Below are 17,300 nucleotides of genomic sequence, written 5' to 3' on the forward strand. Positions count from 1 at the left end.
AGGGTAATGGCGGGTTGACGCATAATCGGTTGCAACTTGCACGATTGAGCGCATTCTCAGTGGTGCGAGGTTCCGCGTGGGGGTGGACCGCCTCGTGCCTCAGAATTGGGAATGCTGCGCGGCGGCATCGGGAGTTTCGGCCGTTTCAGGTGTCCGGAGCTGACGGGATGCGCATGTGTAAGCAGGGTTTTCATGCGGCGGCCATGCTTGCCGCGCTGGCGGTCAGTGGGATGTGGGCGTCGTCCGCCCGGTCGGAGCCGCCGAAAGTGTCCAGCTATCGCGCCGTGCTGGCGCCGGTGCTGCCCGCCGTGGTCCGGGTGCTGGTTGATATCGGTGAGCCGGCGCCGCCCCTCGCCGTCGTCGAGCGCCAGGGCACGCGATCGTCCAGGCCGGGGCCACGCGCGTATGACGGTTCCGGTTCGGGGGTGATTTTCGATGCGGCGAAAGGGCTGCTGCTGACCAACAACCATGTCATCGAGGGCGTGTCGTCGGTTGCCGTCGAGCTTCCCGATGGCCGGCTGTTTCGCGGCCGCATCCGGGGCGTCGATCCGGCGACCGACCTCGCGCTGATCGAGATACCGCCGGATCGTCTCCCCGCCGCGACGCTGGACACCGAGGACGGGCTGGAGGTCGGCGATCTGGTCCTCAGTGCCGGCTACCCGTTCGGTCTCGAACAGACCATCAGCATGGGCATCGTCAGCGGCCTCGGCCGCAGCAGCGGGCAGGCCTATGAGGAACTGATCCAGACCGATGCTCGCATCAATCCGGGTTCATCCGGCGGCGCGTTGATCGACGCCCGGGGTCACGTGGTCGGCATCACCAATGCGTCCTATCTCGACGATCTGAACGACGAGACCGGAATCAACTACGCGATCCCCTCCGGCCTCGCGCTGCGCATCGCGCGCCAGCTTGCGGACGCCGGCGAGGTCTCGCGCCCGGCGGTCGGCGCCGAGGTGCGCTCGCTAACGCCGTCCATCGCGCGTGCGCTCGAACTCGGTCCGCCGGCGGGCATCCTCGTGACTGCGGTGCGCATTGGGCTTGCCGCCGACAGGGCGGGGCTGAAGACCGGCGACATCATCGTCGAGATCGACGGCCGGCCGGCGCGTCGCGCCAGCCAGTTCCGCAACGCAGTCAGCATCTCCGACACCAAGCGGGAGGTGAAGCTGACGGTGATGCGCGACCGCGGCCGCCGCGAGATGAAAGTCGCGCTCGACGGCAAGCCTAAGAACCGGCTGAACCGCTTCGGCGCCGTCTTCGCTCCGAGGCCGGAGGCCGGCGCCAAGGGTGTGGTGGTGGTCGATCTGGAGCCCAGCATTGCCGGTTTCTACAGCGACGAGAAGCAGACGGCCGCCAGTGGGCTGGCGGTCGGCGACATATTGGTTGGCATCAACACGCGCCCCATCGACGACCTTGCGGCTTTGGCATCGAGCGGGCCCGGCGATGAGGATGTGGTCCTGGCCGTGCGGCGGGGCGAGGCGCGCATCCTGCTGCCGCTCGAAGAGGAACGCTGACAAACTGATACGACCTCAAACATGAGAAAGGCCGCTCCTTCTGGAGCGGCCCTTATGTTTTCTGCCGAGAAGGCGACGTCAGGCGACGGTGAGGCGCACGTCGAGGCTGCCCTTGGTCGCGTGCGAATAGGGGCAGACGATATGGGCGCGCTGCACCAGGTCCTCGGCGACCGTGCGCTCGACGCCCGGCAGCTTGATCGTCAGTGCCACGTCCAGGCCGAAGCCCTGGCCGTCGTCGCGCGGGCCGATGCCGACATCGGCGGTGACGGTGCTCTCGTCGGATACCTTGATCTTCTGCTGGCTGGCCACGAACTTGATCGCGCCGAGGAAGCAGGCGGAATAGCCGGCGGCGAAGAGCTGCTCGGGATTGTTGCCCACGCCGCCCGGCCCGCCGAGCTCCTTCGGGGTCACGAGGTCGACCTTCAGCGCGCCGTCATAGGTGGCGGCGGAGCCGGTGCGCCCGCCGGTGGCCGTGGCCTGCGTCTTGTAGAGAACCTTCATGGTCAGCACTCCCATTTGAGGGCGACAAGGCGCCCGGAAATTCGTCCGCGATAAAATATCGTGCGCGATGTAAATCGTAATAGTCGGGCGGCGAACGGGTGTCTAGCGAAAAATTATCGCGCTAACTATTATGTAACCAGCGATGGTTGGGATGAACCGGAAGCTGACTCCGGTTCGCGTAGGGCACAGTCCGACTTCTGAACCTTATTCTTAGCGTCTGACGTGTAATGGCTTTTCGGCCCGGGGATGCCGCCTTTGGACCGTCATCCCCGGGCTTGGCCCGGGGATCCACGACTTGCCCGGCGCGAACTGAACCGAAGGCGTGGATGGCCGGGCCAAGCCCGGCCATGACGAAGATCCAAGCATCCCGGTCGCGAATTGCTGGGGCAGGCTCTGAGGCTCGCCCGGATCACGTCCGGAACCGCACCTCGGGATGATGGTGCGCTGGGATGACCGAGAAGGAAGCAGCGAGAGGCCACTATGAGCAGCACCGACATACTCAAGCTCGAAAGCCAGTTCTGCTTCGCGCTCTATTCCGCGGCGCATGCGGTGATGCGCAGCTATCGCCCGCTGCTGGAGCCGCTCGGCCTCACCTATCCGCAGTACCTCGTCATGCTGGTGCTGTGGGAGGAGGGCGACGAGACGGTCGGGGGGCTCGCCGAGCGCATGCTGCTGGATTCGAGCACGCTCACCCCGCTGCTCAAGCGGCTGGAGTTGCTGGGGCTAATCGGACGCCGGCGCAATCCCGATAATGAGCGCCAGCTCATCGTCAGCCTGACCGATTCCGGCCGGACGTTGCGGGAGAAGGCGGAGGCGATTCCCGACGCGATTCTCTGCGCCTCCGGCCGGGACCTGCCCGGTCTCCTGCAATTGCGTGACGAGCTGACGGGGATTCGCCGGTCCTTCGCCGCCACGCGGGCGGAGAAGGGCGGCGCTACGGCGCCGGGGAATATAGAGGTGCCCTGATCCGCGCCACCGGCCGTCCGCGACCGTCACTTAGTTGCGCGCATGACGGGCGCGGCGAAATCTAACGTCTGCAACGCCCCGCACGCCTCCGTGACTGGCGTCATTGCACGGTTTGGGGTTGACGAAAGGCGACTCGGCGCGTAGAAGGCGCCTACTTTCACGGCAGGCGGTTGGGATTACCGCGTTCGGACGCCTTGTCTGGACACAGAATCCCAAGACGCTGCCGGAACGCAGGCACGACTAAAATCCGGCGCATGATCGCGCAAAATAACGGTTTTCGACCGTTCGCGCGATCCTCTGAACGTTGAGCGCCCCCGGCCAGGTTCTGGCTGGCGGCGCTTCTTTCGTTCGCGACAGGCCGGATTCGTGCGGAAGGTTCCGACCCGTCGAGAGAGAAGAATGCGGTTGCGGCCGCGGAAATTGGGTTAGCGCGGGGCATTCGTGTCCTGGCGCAGCGAGACGAAGGCGAGACAGGTGCCGACGATCAACCAGCTGATCCGCAAGCCGCGGGAAGCCCAGAGGGCGCGGAACAAGGTTCCGGCGCTGCAGGCCAGCCCGCAGAAGCGTGGTGTTTGCACCCGCGTCTATACGACGACCCCGAAGAAGCCGAACTCGGCGCTTCGTAAGGTCGCCAAGGTTCGTTTGACCAATGGCTACGAAGTCATCGGTTACATCCCCGGCGAGGGGCACAACCTGCAGGAACACTCCGTGGTGATGATCCGCGGCGGCCGCGTCAAGGATCTTCCGGGCGTGCGCTACCACATCCTGCGCGGCGTGCTCGATACGCAGGGCGTCAAGAATCGTAAGCAGCGCCGTTCGAAGTACGGCGCCAAGCGGCCGAAGTGAGGATTTGAGCGATGTCCCGTCGTCATCGTGCAGAGCGCCGTGAAGTCACGCCGGATCCGAAGTTCGGGTCCGAGGTGCTGAGCCGCTTCATGAACGCCGTCATGTATGACGGCAAGAAGTCGGTCGCCGAAGCCATCGTCTATGGCGCTCTCGACATGGTCGAGAACCGCGCCAAGAGCGAGCCGCTCGGCGTGTTCACCCAGGCGCTCGACAATGTGAGCCCGGCCATCGAGGTGCGCTCCCGCCGTGTCGGCGGTGCCACCTACCAGGTGCCGGTCGAGGTGCGTCCCGAGCGTCGTCAGGCGCTGGCGATCCGCTGGCTGATCACCGCCGCGCGTGCCCGCAACGAGAAGACCATGGTCGAGCGTCTGTCGGCCGAGCTGCTGGACGCCTCGAACAACCGCGGCACTGCCGTGAAGAAACGCGAAGACACCCATCGCATGGCGGAAGCCAACCGCGCCTTCTCTCACTACCGCTGGTGATGACGAGAGCCGGGACGAGGATCTGATTATGTCGCGCACGCACGCTATCGAAGACTACCGCAACTTCGGCATCATGGCCCACATCGATGCCGGCAAGACCACCACGACCGAGCGGATCCTCTATTACACCGGCAAGAGCCACAAGATCGGCGAAGTCCATGATGGCGCCGCCACCATGGACTGGATGACCCAGGAGCAGGAGCGCGGCATTACCATTACGTCGGCCGCGACGACCGCTTTCTGGCACGGCAAGCGCCTGAACATCATCGACACCCCCGGCCACGTCGACTTCACCATCGAAGTCGAGCGTTCGCTGCGCGTGCTCGACGGCGCCGTGTGCGTGCTCGACGGCAACCAGGGCGTCGAGCCGCAGACCGAGACCGTGTGGCGCCAGGCCGACAAGTACAACGTGCCGCGTATCGTGTTCGTCAACAAGATGGACAAGACCGGCGCGGACTTCTTCCGCTGCGTGGAGATGATCATCGACCGCGTGGACGGCAAGCCGGTGTGCTGCCAGCTCCCGATCGGCTCGGAGAACAACTTCAAGGGCGTGATCGACCTCGTCCGCATGAAGGCCGTTGTCTGGGACAACGAGGACCTCGGCGCGACCTATCGCGACGAAGAGATCCCGGCCGAGCTCGCCGATCAGGCGCTCGAGTATCGCGGCAAGCTGCTCGAAGCCGCCGTCGAGCTCGACGATGACGTGCTCGCGGCCTATCTCGACGGTGTCGAGCCGGACGAGGCGACCCTCAAGAGCCTGATCCGCAAGGCCGTCATCGGCCGCGTCTTCAACCCGGTGTTCTGCGGTTCTGCCTTCAAGAACAAGGGCGTACAGCCGCTTCTTGACGCGGTTTGCGACTTCCTACCCTCGCCGATCGATCGTGGCGCCATCAAGGGTATCGACTTCAACACCGAGGAAGAGACGGATCGCAAGCCGTCGGACGGCGACCCGACGTCGGTCCTGGCGTTCAAGATCATGGACGACCCCTTCGTCGGCACCATCACCTTCTGCCGCATCTACTCGGGCAAGCTCGAGACCGGCATGGGTCTGCTCAACTCGACCCGCGACAAGCGCGAGCGCGTCGGCCGCATGCTGCTGATGCATGCGAACAACCGTGAGGACATCAAGGAAGCCTATGCGGGCGACATCGTCGCTCTCGCCGGCCTCAAGGAAGTCCGCACCGGTGACACGCTGTGCGACCCCGCCAAGCCGGTGATCCTCGAGAAGATGGAGTTCCCGGAACCCGTCATCGAGATCGCCATCGAGCCGAAGTCGAAGGCCGACCAGGAGAAGCTCGGTCTCGCGCTCGCCAAGCTGGCGGCCGAGGATCCGTCCTTCCGCGTGTCGACTGATTTCGAGAGCGGCCAGACCATCCTGAAGGGCATGGGCGAACTGCACCTCGACATCAAGGTCGACATCCTGAAGCGCACCTACAAGGTCGACGCCAATATCGGCGCCCCGCAGGTCGCCTATCGCGAGACGATCACCCGCAAGACCGAGGTCGACTACACCCACAAGAAGCAGACCGGCGGTACCGGCCAGTTCGCTCGCGTGAAGTTCACCGTCGAGCCGAACGAAGTCGGCAAGGGTTTCGCCTTCGAGAGCGCCATCATCGGCGGCGCGGTGCCGAAGGAGTACATCCCCGGCGTGAACAAGGGTCTGGAAAGCGTGCTCGGTTCGGGCGTGCTGGCCGGCTTCCCCGTCGTCGACGTCAAGGTGACGCTGACCGACGGTGCCTATCACGAAGTCGACTCGTCGGCGCTCGCCTTCGAAATCGCCTCGCGTGCGGCCTTCCGCGAAGCCCTGCAGAAGGGCGGCCCGGTGCTGCTCGAGCCGATCATGAAGGTCGAGGTCGTCACCCCGGAAGACTACACCGGTTCGGTCATCGGCGATCTCAACTCCCGCCGTGGCCAGATCCAGGGCCAGGACATGCGTGGCAACGCCAACGTCGTGAACGCGATGGTGCCGCTCGCCAACATGTTCGGCTACGTCAACACGCTGCGGTCCTTCAGCCAGGGCCGCGCGACCTTCACCATGCAGTTCGACCACTACGAGCAGGTGCCGTCGAACGTCGCGCAGGAGGTTCAGGCGAAGTACGCCTGAGTCTTTTGAGCGAATTCGTAATCAACATCGAATACTGACCGACGGAGAGCCCCGTGGCCAAAGAGAAGTTCAACCGTTCGAAGCCTCACTGCAACATTGGGACGATTGGCCATGTTGACCATGGCAAGACGTCGTTGACGGCGGCGATCACGAAGGTTTTGGCGGAGTCTGGCGGCGCGACGTTCACGGCGTATGACCAGATCGACAAGGCGCCGGAAGAGAAGGCGCGCGGCATCACGATCTCGACCGCGCATGTCGAGTACGAGACGACGAACCGCCACTACGCGCACGTCGACTGCCCCGGCCACGCCGACTATGTGAAGAACATGATCACCGGCGCGGCGCAGATGGACGGCGCGATCCTGGTGGTGTCGGCGGCGGACGGCCCGATGCCGCAGACCCGCGAGCACATCCTCCTGGCGCGCCAGGTCGGCGTTCCGGCGCTGGTGGTGTTCCTCAACAAGTGCGACATGGTCGACGACGAGGAACTGCTTGAGCTGGTGGAGCTCGAGGTTCGCGAGCTGCTGTCGAAGTACGACTTCCCCGGCGACGACATCCCGATCATCCGCGGCTCGGCGTTGGTGGCGCTTGAGAACGGCGATCCCAAGCTCGGCCGCGACGCGGTGCTGAAGCTGATGGAAGCGGTCGACGCCTACATCCCGCAGCCGGAGCGTCCGATCGACCAGCCCTTCCTGATGCCGATCGAGGACGTGTTCTCGATCTCGGGCCGCGGCACGGTGGTGACCGGCCGCGTCGAGCGCGGCATCATCAAGGTGGGCGACGAAGTCGAGATCGTCGGCATTCGTCCGACCACCAAGACGACGGTGACCGGTGTCGAGATGTTCCGCAAGCTGCTGGACCAGGGCCAGGCGGGCGACAATGTCGGCATCCTCGTCCGCGGCACCAAGCGCGAGGACGTGGAGCGCGGCCAGGTGGTGTGCAAGCCGGGTTCGGTGAAGCCGCACACCAAGTTCAAGGCCGAGGCGTACATCCTGACGAAGGAGGAGGGTGGCCGTCACACGCCGTTCTTCACCAACTATCGTCCGCAGTTCTATTTCCGGACGACGGACGTGACGGGCATCGTGACGCTGCCGGAAGGCACGGAGATGGTGATGCCGGGCGACAACATCACGGTTGACGTGGCGCTGATCGTTCCGATCGCGATGGAAGAGAAGCTGCGCTTCGCCATCCGCGAGGGCGGCCGCACCGTCGGCGCCGGCGTCGTCGCCTCCATCATCGAGTGAACTAGAGAAGACCCGAGGGGCGCGGGATCGCCTGCGCCCCTTATTTCGTGGAGCTCGTGAGAGCCCTTTTACGAGCCCCAATTTGGCGAACCCTCCGGGAGCCTGAAGTCAATGAACGGCCAGAACATTCGGATCCGCCTCAAGGCGTTCGATCACCGCATCCTGGACGCCTCGACGCGTGAGATCGTGTCGACGGCGAAGCGCACCGGCGCGCAGGTTCGCGGCCCCATTCCGCTGCCGACGCGGATCGAGAAATTCACGGTCAACCGTTCGCCGCACGTCGACAAGAAGTCGCGCGAGCAGTTCGAGATGCGGACGCATAAGCGTCTGCTGGACATAGTCGACCCGACCCCCCAGACGGTGGACGCGCTGATGAAGCTCGACCTCGCCGCGGGCGTCGACGTCGAGATCAAGCTCTGAGGGAAGGCGAGGGGACACGGCCATGCGGTCAGGCGTCATCGCCCAGAAGGTCGGCATGACCCGCATCTTCAACGATGCAGGTGAACATGTTCCGGTCACTGTGCTGAAAGTCGATAATTGCCAGGTGGTCGCCCACCGGACCGTCGAGAAGAACGGCTATACCGCCGTGCAGCTCGGCGTCGGTCAGGCGAAGCCGCAGAACACCACCCGCGCTCTGCGCGGCCACTTCGCTGTCGCGAAGGTCGAGCCGAAGCGGAAGATGGCGGAGTTCCGCGTCGAAGAGAGCGACCTCATTCCGGTCGGCGCTGAGCTGACGGTTGACCACTTCGTGGTCGGCCAGTTCGTCGACGTGACCGGCACCTCCATCGGCAAGGGCTTTGCCGGCGGCATGAAGCGCCATAATTTCGGCGGTCTGCGTGCCACGCACGGCGTGTCCATCTCGCATCGTTCGATCGGTTCGACCGGCGGCCGTCAGGACCCGGGCAAGACCTTCAAGAACAAGAAGATGCCTGGCCATCTCGGCGCCGAGACGGTGACCACCCAGAACCTCAAGGTCGTTCTGACCGACGTCGAGCGCGGCCTGATCGCGGTCGAGGGCGCGGTTCCCGGCAACAAGGGCGGCTGGATCATCGTCGCCGACGCGGTGAAGAAGAAGCTGCCGGCCGAAGCGCCGAAGCCGGGCAAGTTCCGGCTGCCGGGTGCCGAGGACCCGGCGAGCGAGGCGCCGGCGGTTGACGCCGCGCCCGCCACCGAGGCCGCGGCTGAGGAGAACGTGTGATGGAACTCGCGGTCAAAAAGCTCGACGGCACCGACGCCGGCTCCGTGACCCTGTCGGACGAGATCTTCGGTCTCGAGCCGCGCCAGGACATCCTGCACCGCATGGTGGTGTGGCAGCTCGCCCGCCGCCAGGCCGGTACGCACCAGACGCTCTCGCGCTCTGAGGTGAACCGCACCAAGCGGAAGATGTACAAGCAGAAGGGCACCGGCGGCGCTCGCCACGGTGCGGCTTCCGCTCCGCAGTTCCGGGGCGGCGCCAAGGCCTTCGCCCCGGTCCAGCACAGCCATGCGATCGACCTTCCCAAGAAGGTGCGCGCGCTCGCCCTGAAGCATGCCCTGTCGTCCAAGGCCAAGGACCAGCAGATCGTCGTCCTCGACGACGCCACGCTGGCCGAGCCGAAGACGAAGCTGCTGAAGGAGCGCCTGGCGGGTCTCGGCCTGTCGAACGTGCTCGTCGTCTCGGGCGCCGAGGTGGACGCCAATTTCGGCCTCGCCTCGCGCAATGTCGGCCATCTCGACGTGCTGCCCGTCCAGGGCATCAACGTCTACGACATCCTGCGCCGTCAGACCCTGGTGCTGACGAAGGCGGCTGTCGACGCCCTGGAGGCCCGCTTCAAATGAGTCTCGATCCGCGCCACTACGACGTGATCGTGTCCCCGGTGATCACCGAGAAGGCCACGACCGCGTCCGAGCACAACAAGGTCGTCTTCAAGGTTGCTCTGTCGGCCACCAAGCCGCAGATCAAGGAGGCGGTCGAGAAGCTCTTCGACGTGAAGGTCGAGAGCGTCAACACGCTGGTCCGCAAGGGGAAGACTAAGTTCTTCAAGGGCCGCAAGGGCGTGCAGAGCGACGTGAAGAAGGCGGTCGTGACCCTCGCCGAGGGTCACTCCATCGACATCACGACGGGTCTGTGAGCCGGGGATAGGGACCAGAGACATGGCGCTCAAAACCTTCAAGCCGGTAACGCCGAGCCTTCGCCAGCTCGTCATCGTCGACCGCTCGGCCCTGTACAAGGGCAAGCCGGTCAAGACGCTGACCGAGGGCAAGAGCGAGGCGGGCGGCCGCAACAACACCGGCCGGGTCACGGTCCGCTTCCGCGGCGGCGGCCATAAGCAGGCCTATCGCCTCGTCGACTTCAAGCGCACCAAGCGCGATGTGGCGGCGGTCGTCGAGCGGATCGAGTACGATCCGAACCGTACCGCCTTCATCGCCCTCATCAAGTATGAGGACGGCGAGCTGAGCTACATCCTCGCGCCGCAGCGCCTCGCGGTCGGCGACCAGGTGATTGCCTCCAAGAGCGTCGACGTGAAGCCCGGCAATGCGGCCCCGCTCGGCAACCTGCCGGTCGGCACGATCGTGCACAACATCGAGCTGAAGATCGGCAAGGGCGGCCAGATCGCCCGTTCCGCTGGCTCCTATGCGCAGATCGTTGGCCGCGACCAGGGCTACGTGATCATCCGGCTCAACTCGGGTGAGCAGCGTCTGGTGCATGGCGAGTGCATGGGCACGGTGGGCGCGGTGTCGAACCCCGACCACATGAACACCAATCTCGGCAAGGCCGGCCGCAAGCGCTGGCTCGGCCGTCGCCCGCACAACCGCGGTGTCACGATGAACCCGGTCGACCATCCGCACGGCGGCGGTGAAGGCCGCACCTCGGGCGGCCGTCATCCGGTCACCCCGTGGGGCTTCCCCACCAAGGGCAAGAAGACCCGGAAGAACAAGTCGACGGGTAAGTTCATCGTGTCCAGCCGGCACGCCCGCAAGAAGTGAGCGAGGGAATCTGAACTATGTCTCGATCGGTCTGGAAAGGTCCGTTCGTCGACGGCTACCTCCTCAAGAAGGCGGATGCCGCGCGCTCGTCGGGTCGTCACGACGTCATCAAGATCTGGAGCCGCCGTTCCACGATCCTCCCGCAGTTCGTGGGGATCACGTTCGGCGTCTATAACGGCAACAAGCATGTCCCGGTCTCGGTGACCGAAGACATGGTGGGCCACAAGTTCGGCGAGTTCGCCCCGACCCGTACCTATTACGGGCACGCGGCGGACAAGAAAGCCAAGCGCAAGTAAGGGCAGGGTCATGGGTAAGGCAGCTCGTCCGCGCACGCTCGCGGATACGGAAGCCAAGGCGGTTGCGCGGAATCTCCGCGTCAGCCCCCAGAAGCTCAACCTCGTCGCCGGTCTCATCCGCGGCAAGAAGGTCTCGGCGGCGCTCGCCGACCTGCAATTCTCGCGCAAGCGGATCGCCGGCGACGTGAGGAAGTGCCTGGAATCGGCCATCGCCAATGCCGAGAACAACCATGAGCTCGACGTCGACGATCTCATCGTCGCCGAGGCGCATGTCGGCAAGGGCCTGGTCATGAAGCGCTTCGCGGCGCGCGCCCGTGGTCGCGCCAGCCGCATCGAGAAGCCGTTCTCGCATATCACGATCGTGGTGCGTGAAGTCGAGGAGAAGGCCTGATGGGTCAGAAGGTCAACCCGGTCGGGCTGCGGCTCGGCATCAACCGCACCTGGGATTCGCGCTGGTTCGCCGGCAAGGGCGAATACGGCCAGCTGCTTCACGAGGACATCAAGATCCGCGAGATGCTGCTGAAGCTGCTCAAGCAGGCGGCGGTGTCGAAGATCGTGATCGAGCGTCCGCACAAGAAGTGCCGCGTGACCATCCACTCGGCGCGTCCGGGCGTGGTGATCGGCAAGAAGGGCGCCGACATCGACAAGCTGCGCAAGAAGGTCGCCGAGATGACCAACTCGGAGGTCTTCATCAACATCGTCGAGATCCGCAAGCCGGAAATCGACGCGCGCCTCGTCGCCGAATCGATCGCTCAGCAGCTCGAGCGCCGTGTGGCGTTCCGTCGCGCCATGAAGCGCGCCGTGCAGTCGGCCATGCGCCTCGGCGCGGAAGGCATCCGTATCAACTGCTCCGGCCGTCTCGGCGGCGCCGAGATTGCCCGCCTCGAATGGTATCGTGAAGGGCGCGTGCCGCTTCACACCTTGCGCGCGGACGTGGATTACGGTACGGCCACCGCCTTCACGACCTATGGCACCTGTGGTGTGAAGGTCTGGATCTTCAAGGGCGAAATCCTGGAGCACGATCCGATGGCGCAGGACAAGCGCCAGGCGGAAGGTGAGCCGTCGGGTGGTCGCTCCTCGCGCCGCGACGCGGCGTGAGTTGAGACGCAAGGAATAAGAGGCGCGACATGCTGCAACCAAAGCGCACAAAGTTCCGCAAGCAGTTCAAGGGTCGCATCAGCGGCACTGCGAAGGGCGGGACTGACCTCAATTTCGGCCAGTTCGGGCTGAAGGCCCTGGAGCCGGAGCGCGTTACCGCGCGTCAGATCGAAGCCGCGCGCCGCGCGCTGACCCGTCACATGAAGCGTGCGGGCCGCGTGTGGATCCGCGTCTTCCCGGACGTGCCGGTGTCGAAGAAGCCGACCGAAGTCCGTATGGGTAAGGGCAAGGGCGCCCCGGAATTCTGGGCCGCCAAGGTCAAGCCGGGCCGCATCATGTTCGAGATCGATGGCGTCAGCCACGAGATCGCCCGTGAGGCGCTGACCCTCGCCGCCGCGAAGCTGCCGATCAAGACGCGCTTCGTCGAGCGCATCGCCGAGTGACGGAGGGAACGATGACGAAGGCTTCCGACATTCGGACGAAGACCGCGGACGAGCTTCAGGACGAGCTGCTCAAGCTGAAGAAGGAGCAGTTCAACCTGCGCTTCCAGAAGGCGACCGGCCAGCTCGAGAACACGGCGCGGGTGCGTCAGGTCCGCCGCGATATCGCGCGGACCAAGACCATCCAGGCGCAGAAGGCCGCTTCCGCGGCCAAGGCGAAGTGAGGAGATAACGATGCCGAAGCGTTTGCTGCAGGGCGTCGTGGTGAGCGACAAGCAGGACAAGACCGTCGTGGTCCGGGTCGAGCGCCGTTTCACCCATCCGCTGCTGAAGAAGACCGTCCGCCGTTCCAAGAAGTACCATGCCCATGACGAGGGCAATGTGTGGAAGGAAGGCGACACCGTCTGGATCGAGGAGCACCGCCCCTTGTCCAAGCTCAAGAACTGGATCGTGGTCCAGGGCGAGAAGCGGGCTGAAGTCTGAGCGCCCGGCAACGGGAATTGAGGGGCGCGCGCCGGTGACGGCAGCGCGCGGTTTTTGCGAGAAAAAGGTGCGTCATGATCCAGATGCAGACCAATCTCGACGTGGCGGACAATTCCGGTGCGCGTCGCGTCATGTGCATCAAGGTGCTTGGCGGTTCCAAGCGTAAGTATGCCCATGTCGGCGACATCATCGTGGTGTCGGTGAAGGAAGCGATTCCGCGCGGCCGCGTGAAGAAGGGCGACGTGATGAAGGCGGTCGTGGTTCGCACGGCCAAGGACATCCGCCGCATCGACGGTTCGGTGATCCGTTTCGACCGCAACGCGGCCGTGCTGATCAACAACAACAAGGAGCCGGTCGGCACCCGTATCTTCGGGCCGGTTCCGCGCGAGTTGCGCGCGAAGAACCACATGAAGATCATTTCGCTGGCGCCGGAGGTGCTTTGATGGCCGCGAAGATTAAGAAGGGCGACAAGGTCGTCGTTCTCGCCGGCCGCGACAAGGGCCGCTCCGGCGAGGTGTTCGAGGTGCTGCCGAAGGAGGGAACCGCCCGCGTGCGCGGCGTCAACCTCGTGAAGCGCCACCAGCGGCAGAGCGCGAACCAGGAAGGCGGGATCATCTCCAAGGAGGCCCCGATCGACCTGTCGAACATCGCGATCGCCGATCCGAAGGACGGCAAGCCGACCCGCGTCGGTTTCCTTGTGCAGGCGGACGGCACCAAGGTGCGCGTCGCCAAGCGCTCGGGGGAGAAGATCGATGGCTGAGACCAGCTACACGCCGCGGCTGAAGTCCTATTACGAGGACGTGGTCCGCCAGAAGATGATCGAGCAGTTCGGCTACAAGAACGCCATGGAAGTGCCGACGATCGAGAAGATCGTCATCAACATGGGCGTTGGCGAGGCGACCGCCGACACGAAGAAGGTGCAGAACGCCGCCGGCGACCTCGCGCTGATCGCCGGCCAGAAGCCGGTCGTCACCCGGGCCCGCAAGGCGATCTCCAACTTCAAGCTACGCGAGAACCAGCCGGTCGGCGCCAAGGTCACGCTGCGCAAGACGCGCATGTTTGAGTTCGTCGATCGGCTCGTGAACATCGCCCTGCCGCGTGTCCGCGACTTCCGCGGCCTCAACCCGAAGAGCTTCGACGGGCGCGGCAACTACGCGCTCGGCATCAAGGAGCACATCGTGTTCCCCGAGATCAACTACGACAAGGTTGATCAGATGTGGGGCATGGACATCATCGTCTGCACGACGGCGAAGACGGACGAAGAGGCGCGCGCGCTTCTGAAGGCCTTCAACTTCCCGTTCCGTCAGTAAGCATCCCCTTCCGGCCGTGGGGCGGGAGCCCCAAACGCGGAGACTAGGAGCAAGATCATATGGCGAAGAAGAGCGCGGTCGAAAAGAACGAACACCGCCGGAAGCTCGCGAAGAACTATTCCGGCAAGCGTTCGCGTCTCAAGGCCCTTATCAGTGACAAGGATCTGCCGATCGAGGAGCGCTTCGCTGCGGTCCTCAAGCTCGCGCAGCTCCCGCGCAATTCGGCGAAGGTGCGCATCCGCAACCGGTGCGAAGTCACCGGCCGTCCGCGCGCGTTCTATCGCAAGCTGAAGATGAGCCGTATCGCGCTCCGCGAGCTCGGCTCGCAGGGCCAGATCCCTGGCCTCGTCAAGTCGAGCTGGTGAGGAGGGTCGATCCATGTCCACGACTGATCCGATCGGCGATCTGATCACCCGCATCCGCAACGCTCAGCTGCGGCGCAAGGAAAAGATCACCACCCCTGGCTCGCGCCTGCGCGCTAGCGTTCTCGAGGTGCTCACGGCCGAAGGCTTCATCCGCGGTTACACCGCGGGCGAGCCGGTCAACGGCCGCACCGAGTTCGAGATCGAGCTCAAGTACTATGACGGCGAGCCGGTGATCCGCGAGATCTCCCGCGTCTCCAAGCCTGGCCGGCGCGTCTACTCGTCGGTCAAGACCCTTCCCCGCGTCGCCAACGGCCTTGGCGTCGCTGTCGTCTCCACGCCGCAGGGCGTGATGGCGGACCACGAAGCCCGCGATAAGAACGTGGGCGGCGAGGTCCTCTTCACGGTCTTCTGATCGGGGAGGAGAGAGAGCACATGTCCAAGATCGGTAAAGCTCCCGTCACCATCCCGGCCGGCGTCACTGCCACGGTCGATGGCCAGACGGTCAAGGTGAAGGGCCCCAAGGGCGCCCTGGAAGTCACGGTTGTCGACGAGATCGGCGTGAAGCTGGAAGGCGGCGCCATCCTCTTCTCGCTGAACGGCGAGACCAACCGCCACAAGGCGATGTGGGGCATGTCCCGCACGCTGGTGTCGAACCTCGTCGAGGGCGTCACCAAGGGCTTCGAGAAGAAGCTGGAGATCAACGGCGTCGGCTACCGCGCCGCGGTGCAGGGCAAGTCCCTGAACCTCGCGCTCGGCTACAGCCACGACGTGAACTATCCGATCCCGGAAGGGATCCAGATTGTCACGCCGAAGCCCACCGAGATCGTCGTCTCCGGTATCGACCGGCAGAAGGTCGGTCAGGTCGCCGCCGAGATCCGCGAATATCGCGGCCCGGAGCCCTATAAGGGCAAGGGCGTGAAGTACGCGGGCGAATTCATCTTCCGCAAGGAAGGCAAGAAGAAGTAACGGACCCGAACCATGGCACAGTATCAGGACGCTACCGAGCGCCGTAAGGCGCGTGTCCGTCGGGCGATCCGCTCGACGGCGAACGGGCGGCCGCGCCTTTCGGTGCATCGCTCGTCGAAGCACATCTATGCGCAGATCATCGACGACGCGCGCGGCGTGACCATCGCGGCCGCCTCGTCGCTTGAGAAGGACCTGCGGGGCAGCCTGAAGACCGGCGCGGACATCGCGGCGGCCCAGGCTATCGGCAAGCTCGTGGCGGAACGTGCCGTCGCGGCCGGGGTGAAGGACGTGGTGTTCGACCGCGGCGCCTTCATCTATCACGGCCGCGTGAAGGCGCTCGCCGAAGCCGCCCGTGAGGGCGGCCTCAACTTCTGATCACGAGCGGGATCCCCCGCAGAACGACGAGGATAAGATCATGGCTCGTGAACGTGAGCGTGAACGCGAGGATCGCGACAACACGTTCGTGGACAAGCTGGTCCACATCAACCGTGTCGCGAAGGTGGTGAAGGGCGGCCGTCGCTTCGGCTTCGCCGCGCTGGTCGTCGTCGGCGACCAGAAGGGCCGCGTCGGCTTCGGCCACGGCAAGGCCCGCGAGGTGCCGGAGGCGATCCGCAAGGCGACGGAAGCCGCCAAGCGTGCGCTGATCCGCGTGCCGCTGCGCGAGGGCCGGACGCTGCATCATGACGTGCACGGCCATCACGGCGCCGGCAAAGTCATCCTGCGCGCCGCCCCGGCCGGTACCGGCATCATCGCCGGCGGCCCGATGCGCGCCGTCTTCGAGACGCTCGGCATGCAGGACGTGGTGGCGAAGTCGTTCGGCTCGTCCAACCCGTACAACATGGTCCGCGCGACCTTCGAGGCCCTGAAGAACCAGGACAGCCCGCGTCTCGTGGCTGCCCGTCGCAGCCTGAAGGTGTCGCAGCTCCAGTCCCGCCGCCGCGTCGACGACGCGGAAGCGACCGACTGAGCCGCCTGAGAGGTAGGAAGCTAATCATGGCGAAGAGCACCCAGAAGGCGGCCGCGAAGGCCACCGTCACTGTGGAGCAGACCGGCAGCCCGATCCGCCGCCCTCAGGAGCAGCGGGCGACGCTTATCGGCCTCGGCCTCAACAAGCTCGGGCGTCGTTCGACGCTCGAAGACACCCCGGCCGTGCGTGGCATGATCTATAAGGTCCGCCACCTCGTCCGCGTCGTCGAAGCGTGACGGCGAAGGAGACAGGCGATGAGCAGCCTTAACGAGATCAAGGACAACGAAGGCGCCCGCAAGAAGCGGATGCGCGTCGGTCGTGGCATCGGTTCCGGCAAGGGCAAGACCGCCGGCCGCGGCGTGAAGGGTCAGACCTCGCGCACCGGCGTGGCGATCAAGGGCTTCGAAGGCGGCCAGATGCCGATCCATCGGCGTCTGCCCAAGCGCGGCTTCCACAACATCTTTGCGCTGGACTGGAACGAGGTCTCCCTCGGCCGTATCCAGCAGGCGGTGGATGCCGGCAAGCTGGACGCCAAGGCGACCGTCACGCAGGAAGCGCTGGTCGAGGCCGGCGTGCTGCGCCGCGCCAAGGCGGGCGTACGCGTCCTCGGCGGCGGCGAGCTGAAGGCCAAGGTCAAGCTCGAAGTGGCCCACGCCACCAAGTCCGCCGTCGCGGCGGTCGAGAAGGCCGGCGGCACTGTGACGCTGCTCGCGTCGAAGGCCGACACTGGCGAAACGGCGGCCTGACGCTTAAG

Annotated in this window: 28 protein-coding genes; 27 read left to right on the top strand and 1 reads right to left on the bottom strand. The window is 65.1% G+C overall.

The window, feature by feature from the left end; all coding sequences use genetic code 11:
* Positions 1 to 167 precede the first annotated feature (167 nt).
* A complete protein-coding gene (locus SNOV_RS07195; RefSeq protein WP_013166255.1) occupies positions 168 to 1,511 on the top strand; it encodes a trypsin-like peptidase domain-containing protein in 1,344 nt (447 codons plus the stop codon).
* A 78-nt stretch (positions 1,512 to 1,589) separates the two neighbouring features.
* Here SNOV_RS07195 and SNOV_RS07200 read toward each other — a convergent pair whose 3' ends face one another.
* Positions 1,590 to 2,012 (bottom strand): organic hydroperoxide resistance protein, encoded by a 423-nt coding sequence (locus SNOV_RS07200; protein WP_013166256.1) that lies wholly within the window; start codon positions 2,010 to 2,012, stop codon positions 1,590 to 1,592.
* 480 nt (positions 2,013 to 2,492) lie between these two features.
* Between SNOV_RS07200 and SNOV_RS07205 the strand changes: the two genes are divergently transcribed.
* The 26 genes from SNOV_RS07205 to rplO all read left to right on the top strand — a co-directional run bounded on the left by SNOV_RS07205 (position 2,493) and on the right by rplO (position 17,292).
* Positions 2,493 to 2,978 (top strand): MarR family winged helix-turn-helix transcriptional regulator, encoded by a 486-nt coding sequence (locus SNOV_RS07205; RefSeq protein ID WP_013166257.1) that lies wholly within the window; start codon positions 2,493 to 2,495, stop codon positions 2,976 to 2,978.
* 474 nt (positions 2,979 to 3,452) lie between these two features.
* A complete protein-coding gene (gene rpsL, locus SNOV_RS07210; RefSeq protein ID WP_013166258.1) occupies positions 3,453 to 3,824 on the top strand; it encodes a 30S ribosomal protein S12 in 372 nt (123 codons plus the stop codon).
* Positions 3,825 to 3,835: 11 nt separating this feature from the next.
* The gene (gene rpsG, locus SNOV_RS07215) at positions 3,836 to 4,306 is read left to right on the top strand and encodes a 30S ribosomal protein S7 (RefSeq protein WP_013166259.1); all 471 of its coding nucleotides are present in this window, start codon (positions 3,836 to 3,838) and stop codon (positions 4,304 to 4,306) included.
* A 28-nt stretch (positions 4,307 to 4,334) separates the two neighbouring features.
* Complete coding sequence (fusA, locus tag SNOV_RS07220; RefSeq protein WP_013166260.1) at positions 4,335 to 6,410, top strand: elongation factor G; 2,076 nt, start codon at positions 4,335 to 4,337, stop codon at positions 6,408 to 6,410.
* A gap of 53 nt (positions 6,411 to 6,463) precedes the next feature.
* Positions 6,464 to 7,654, top strand: a complete 1,191-nt coding sequence (gene tuf / locus SNOV_RS07225; protein WP_013166243.1) for an elongation factor Tu — start codon at positions 6,464 to 6,466, stop codon at positions 7,652 to 7,654.
* Positions 7,655 to 7,765: 111 nt separating this feature from the next.
* Positions 7,766 to 8,074, top strand: coding sequence for a 30S ribosomal protein S10 (gene rpsJ / locus SNOV_RS07230; RefSeq protein ID WP_013166261.1), 309 nt, complete (start codon positions 7,766 to 7,768; stop codon positions 8,072 to 8,074).
* A gap of 22 nt (positions 8,075 to 8,096) precedes the next feature.
* Positions 8,097 to 8,852: a 50S ribosomal protein L3 gene (gene rplC / locus SNOV_RS07235; RefSeq protein WP_013166262.1), complete on the top strand. Its 756-nt coding sequence runs from the start codon at positions 8,097 to 8,099 to the stop codon at positions 8,850 to 8,852.
* Positions 8,852 to 9,472, top strand: a complete 621-nt coding sequence (gene rplD, locus SNOV_RS07240; RefSeq protein ID WP_013166263.1) for a 50S ribosomal protein L4 — start codon at positions 8,852 to 8,854, stop codon at positions 9,470 to 9,472. The genes rplC and rplD overlap by 1 nt, the downstream gene beginning before the upstream one ends.
* Positions 9,469 to 9,765: a 50S ribosomal protein L23 gene (locus SNOV_RS07245; RefSeq protein ID WP_013166264.1), complete on the top strand. Its 297-nt coding sequence runs from the start codon at positions 9,469 to 9,471 to the stop codon at positions 9,763 to 9,765. Before rplD ends, SNOV_RS07245 begins: the two co-directional genes overlap by 4 nt.
* A gap of 22 nt (positions 9,766 to 9,787) precedes the next feature.
* Positions 9,788 to 10,621, top strand: coding sequence for a 50S ribosomal protein L2 (rplB, locus tag SNOV_RS07250; protein ID WP_013166265.1), 834 nt, complete (start codon positions 9,788 to 9,790; stop codon positions 10,619 to 10,621).
* Positions 10,622 to 10,638: 17 nt separating this feature from the next.
* Positions 10,639 to 10,917, top strand: a complete 279-nt coding sequence (gene rpsS, locus SNOV_RS07255) for a 30S ribosomal protein S19 (protein WP_013166266.1) — start codon at positions 10,639 to 10,641, stop codon at positions 10,915 to 10,917.
* 10 nt (positions 10,918 to 10,927) lie between these two features.
* The gene (rplV, locus tag SNOV_RS07260; RefSeq protein WP_013166267.1) at positions 10,928 to 11,308 is read left to right on the top strand and encodes a 50S ribosomal protein L22; all 381 of its coding nucleotides are present in this window, start codon (positions 10,928 to 10,930) and stop codon (positions 11,306 to 11,308) included.
* Positions 11,308 to 12,015 carry a 30S ribosomal protein S3 gene (gene rpsC, locus SNOV_RS07265; protein ID WP_013166268.1) on the top strand — a complete coding sequence of 236 codons (708 nt, stop codon included), beginning with the start codon at positions 11,308 to 11,310 and terminating at the stop codon, positions 12,013 to 12,015. The genes rplV and rpsC overlap by 1 nt, the downstream gene beginning before the upstream one ends.
* Before the next feature lie 29 nt (positions 12,016 to 12,044).
* Positions 12,045 to 12,458, top strand: coding sequence for a 50S ribosomal protein L16 (rplP, locus tag SNOV_RS07270; protein WP_013166269.1), 414 nt, complete (start codon positions 12,045 to 12,047; stop codon positions 12,456 to 12,458).
* An 11-nt stretch (positions 12,459 to 12,469) separates the two neighbouring features.
* Positions 12,470 to 12,679 (top strand): 50S ribosomal protein L29, encoded by a 210-nt coding sequence (gene rpmC, locus SNOV_RS07275; protein ID WP_013166270.1) that lies wholly within the window; start codon positions 12,470 to 12,472, stop codon positions 12,677 to 12,679.
* 10 nt (positions 12,680 to 12,689) lie between these two features.
* Positions 12,690 to 12,938 (top strand): 30S ribosomal protein S17, encoded by a 249-nt coding sequence (gene rpsQ / locus SNOV_RS07280; protein ID WP_013166271.1) that lies wholly within the window; start codon positions 12,690 to 12,692, stop codon positions 12,936 to 12,938.
* Positions 12,939 to 13,012: 74 nt separating this feature from the next.
* Positions 13,013 to 13,381, top strand: coding sequence for a 50S ribosomal protein L14 (gene rplN, locus SNOV_RS07285; protein ID WP_013166272.1), 369 nt, complete (start codon positions 13,013 to 13,015; stop codon positions 13,379 to 13,381).
* Positions 13,381 to 13,698 (top strand): 50S ribosomal protein L24, encoded by a 318-nt coding sequence (rplX, locus tag SNOV_RS07290; protein WP_013166273.1) that lies wholly within the window; start codon positions 13,381 to 13,383, stop codon positions 13,696 to 13,698. The genes rplN and rplX overlap by 1 nt, the downstream gene beginning before the upstream one ends.
* On the top strand, positions 13,691 to 14,248 hold the full coding sequence (rplE, locus tag SNOV_RS07295; protein ID WP_013166274.1) for a 50S ribosomal protein L5: 558 nt from the start codon (positions 13,691 to 13,693) through the stop codon (positions 14,246 to 14,248). Before rplX ends, rplE begins: the two co-directional genes overlap by 8 nt.
* Before the next feature lie 59 nt (positions 14,249 to 14,307).
* On the top strand, positions 14,308 to 14,613 hold the full coding sequence (gene rpsN / locus SNOV_RS07300; RefSeq protein WP_013166275.1) for a 30S ribosomal protein S14: 306 nt from the start codon (positions 14,308 to 14,310) through the stop codon (positions 14,611 to 14,613).
* Between the two features lie 13 nt (positions 14,614 to 14,626).
* Positions 14,627 to 15,025 carry a 30S ribosomal protein S8 gene (gene rpsH, locus SNOV_RS07305; RefSeq protein WP_013166276.1) on the top strand — a complete coding sequence of 133 codons (399 nt, stop codon included), beginning with the start codon at positions 14,627 to 14,629 and terminating at the stop codon, positions 15,023 to 15,025.
* 20 nt (positions 15,026 to 15,045) lie between these two features.
* The gene (gene rplF / locus SNOV_RS07310; protein ID WP_013166277.1) at positions 15,046 to 15,579 is read left to right on the top strand and encodes a 50S ribosomal protein L6; all 534 of its coding nucleotides are present in this window, start codon (positions 15,046 to 15,048) and stop codon (positions 15,577 to 15,579) included.
* Positions 15,580 to 15,591: 12 nt separating this feature from the next.
* Positions 15,592 to 15,954 (top strand): 50S ribosomal protein L18, encoded by a 363-nt coding sequence (gene rplR, locus SNOV_RS07315; protein ID WP_013166278.1) that lies wholly within the window; start codon positions 15,592 to 15,594, stop codon positions 15,952 to 15,954.
* A 40-nt stretch (positions 15,955 to 15,994) separates the two neighbouring features.
* The gene (rpsE, locus tag SNOV_RS07320) at positions 15,995 to 16,546 is read left to right on the top strand and encodes a 30S ribosomal protein S5 (RefSeq protein ID WP_013166279.1); all 552 of its coding nucleotides are present in this window, start codon (positions 15,995 to 15,997) and stop codon (positions 16,544 to 16,546) included.
* A gap of 26 nt (positions 16,547 to 16,572) precedes the next feature.
* The gene (rpmD, locus tag SNOV_RS07325) at positions 16,573 to 16,782 is read left to right on the top strand and encodes a 50S ribosomal protein L30 (protein ID WP_013166280.1); all 210 of its coding nucleotides are present in this window, start codon (positions 16,573 to 16,575) and stop codon (positions 16,780 to 16,782) included.
* Positions 16,783 to 16,800: 18 nt separating this feature from the next.
* Positions 16,801 to 17,292, top strand: coding sequence for a 50S ribosomal protein L15 (gene rplO, locus SNOV_RS07330; RefSeq protein WP_013166281.1), 492 nt, complete (start codon positions 16,801 to 16,803; stop codon positions 17,290 to 17,292).
* Positions 17,293 to 17,300: the final 8 nt, after the last annotated feature.

Origin of the sequence: Ancylobacter novellus DSM 506, assembly GCF_000092925.1 — a bacterium.
Taxonomy (GTDB): Bacteria; Pseudomonadota; Alphaproteobacteria; order Rhizobiales; family Xanthobacteraceae; genus Ancylobacter; species Ancylobacter novellus.

Excerpts from the sequence above, each read along its gene's own strand:
- rplE (WP_013166274.1), top strand. The coding sequence starts at position 13,691 with ATGGCTGAGACCAGCTACACGCCGCGGCTGAAGTCCTATTACGAGGAC.
- rpsE (WP_013166279.1), top strand. The coding sequence starts at position 15,995 with ATGGCTCGTGAACGTGAGCGTGAACGCGAGGATCGCGACAACACGTTC.
- rplP (WP_013166269.1), top strand. The coding sequence starts at position 12,045 with ATGCTGCAACCAAAGCGCACAAAGTTCCGCAAGCAGTTCAAGGGTCGC.
- rpsN (WP_013166275.1), top strand. The coding sequence starts at position 14,308 with ATGGCGAAGAAGAGCGCGGTCGAAAAGAACGAACACCGCCGGAAGCTC.
- rplX (WP_013166273.1), top strand. The coding sequence starts at position 13,381 with ATGGCCGCGAAGATTAAGAAGGGCGACAAGGTCGTCGTTCTCGCCGGC.
- rpsC (WP_013166268.1), top strand. The coding sequence starts at position 11,308 with ATGGGTCAGAAGGTCAACCCGGTCGGGCTGCGGCTCGGCATCAACCGC.
- SNOV_RS07195 (WP_013166255.1), top strand. The coding sequence starts at position 168 with ATGCGCATGTGTAAGCAGGGTTTTCATGCGGCGGCCATGCTTGCCGCG.
- rpsJ (WP_013166261.1), top strand. The coding sequence starts at position 7,766 with ATGAACGGCCAGAACATTCGGATCCGCCTCAAGGCGTTCGATCACCGC.
- fusA (WP_013166260.1), top strand. The coding sequence starts at position 4,335 with ATGTCGCGCACGCACGCTATCGAAGACTACCGCAACTTCGGCATCATG.
- SNOV_RS07200 (WP_013166256.1), bottom strand. The coding sequence starts at position 2,012 with ATGAAGGTTCTCTACAAGACGCAGGCCACGGCCACCGGCGGGCGCACC.
- rpmC (WP_013166270.1), top strand. The coding sequence starts at position 12,470 with ATGACGAAGGCTTCCGACATTCGGACGAAGACCGCGGACGAGCTTCAG.
- rpsQ (WP_013166271.1), top strand. The coding sequence starts at position 12,690 with ATGCCGAAGCGTTTGCTGCAGGGCGTCGTGGTGAGCGACAAGCAGGAC.
- SNOV_RS07205 (WP_013166257.1), top strand. The coding sequence starts at position 2,493 with ATGAGCAGCACCGACATACTCAAGCTCGAAAGCCAGTTCTGCTTCGCG.
- rpsS (WP_013166266.1), top strand. The coding sequence starts at position 10,639 with ATGTCTCGATCGGTCTGGAAAGGTCCGTTCGTCGACGGCTACCTCCTC.
- rpsG (WP_013166259.1), top strand. The coding sequence starts at position 3,836 with ATGTCCCGTCGTCATCGTGCAGAGCGCCGTGAAGTCACGCCGGATCCG.
- rplF (WP_013166277.1), top strand. The coding sequence starts at position 15,046 with ATGTCCAAGATCGGTAAAGCTCCCGTCACCATCCCGGCCGGCGTCACT.
- SNOV_RS07245 (WP_013166264.1), top strand. The coding sequence starts at position 9,469 with ATGAGTCTCGATCCGCGCCACTACGACGTGATCGTGTCCCCGGTGATC.
- rplV (WP_013166267.1), top strand. The coding sequence starts at position 10,928 with ATGGGTAAGGCAGCTCGTCCGCGCACGCTCGCGGATACGGAAGCCAAG.
- rplR (WP_013166278.1), top strand. The coding sequence starts at position 15,592 with ATGGCACAGTATCAGGACGCTACCGAGCGCCGTAAGGCGCGTGTCCGT.
- rplN (WP_013166272.1), top strand. The coding sequence starts at position 13,013 with ATGATCCAGATGCAGACCAATCTCGACGTGGCGGACAATTCCGGTGCG.
- rplC (WP_013166262.1), top strand. The coding sequence starts at position 8,097 with ATGCGGTCAGGCGTCATCGCCCAGAAGGTCGGCATGACCCGCATCTTC.
- rplO (WP_013166281.1), top strand. The coding sequence starts at position 16,801 with ATGAGCAGCCTTAACGAGATCAAGGACAACGAAGGCGCCCGCAAGAAG.
- rpsH (WP_013166276.1), top strand. The coding sequence starts at position 14,627 with ATGTCCACGACTGATCCGATCGGCGATCTGATCACCCGCATCCGCAAC.
- rplD (WP_013166263.1), top strand. The coding sequence starts at position 8,852 with ATGGAACTCGCGGTCAAAAAGCTCGACGGCACCGACGCCGGCTCCGTG.
- rpmD (WP_013166280.1), top strand. The coding sequence starts at position 16,573 with ATGGCGAAGAGCACCCAGAAGGCGGCCGCGAAGGCCACCGTCACTGTG.
- rplB (WP_013166265.1), top strand. The coding sequence starts at position 9,788 with ATGGCGCTCAAAACCTTCAAGCCGGTAACGCCGAGCCTTCGCCAGCTC.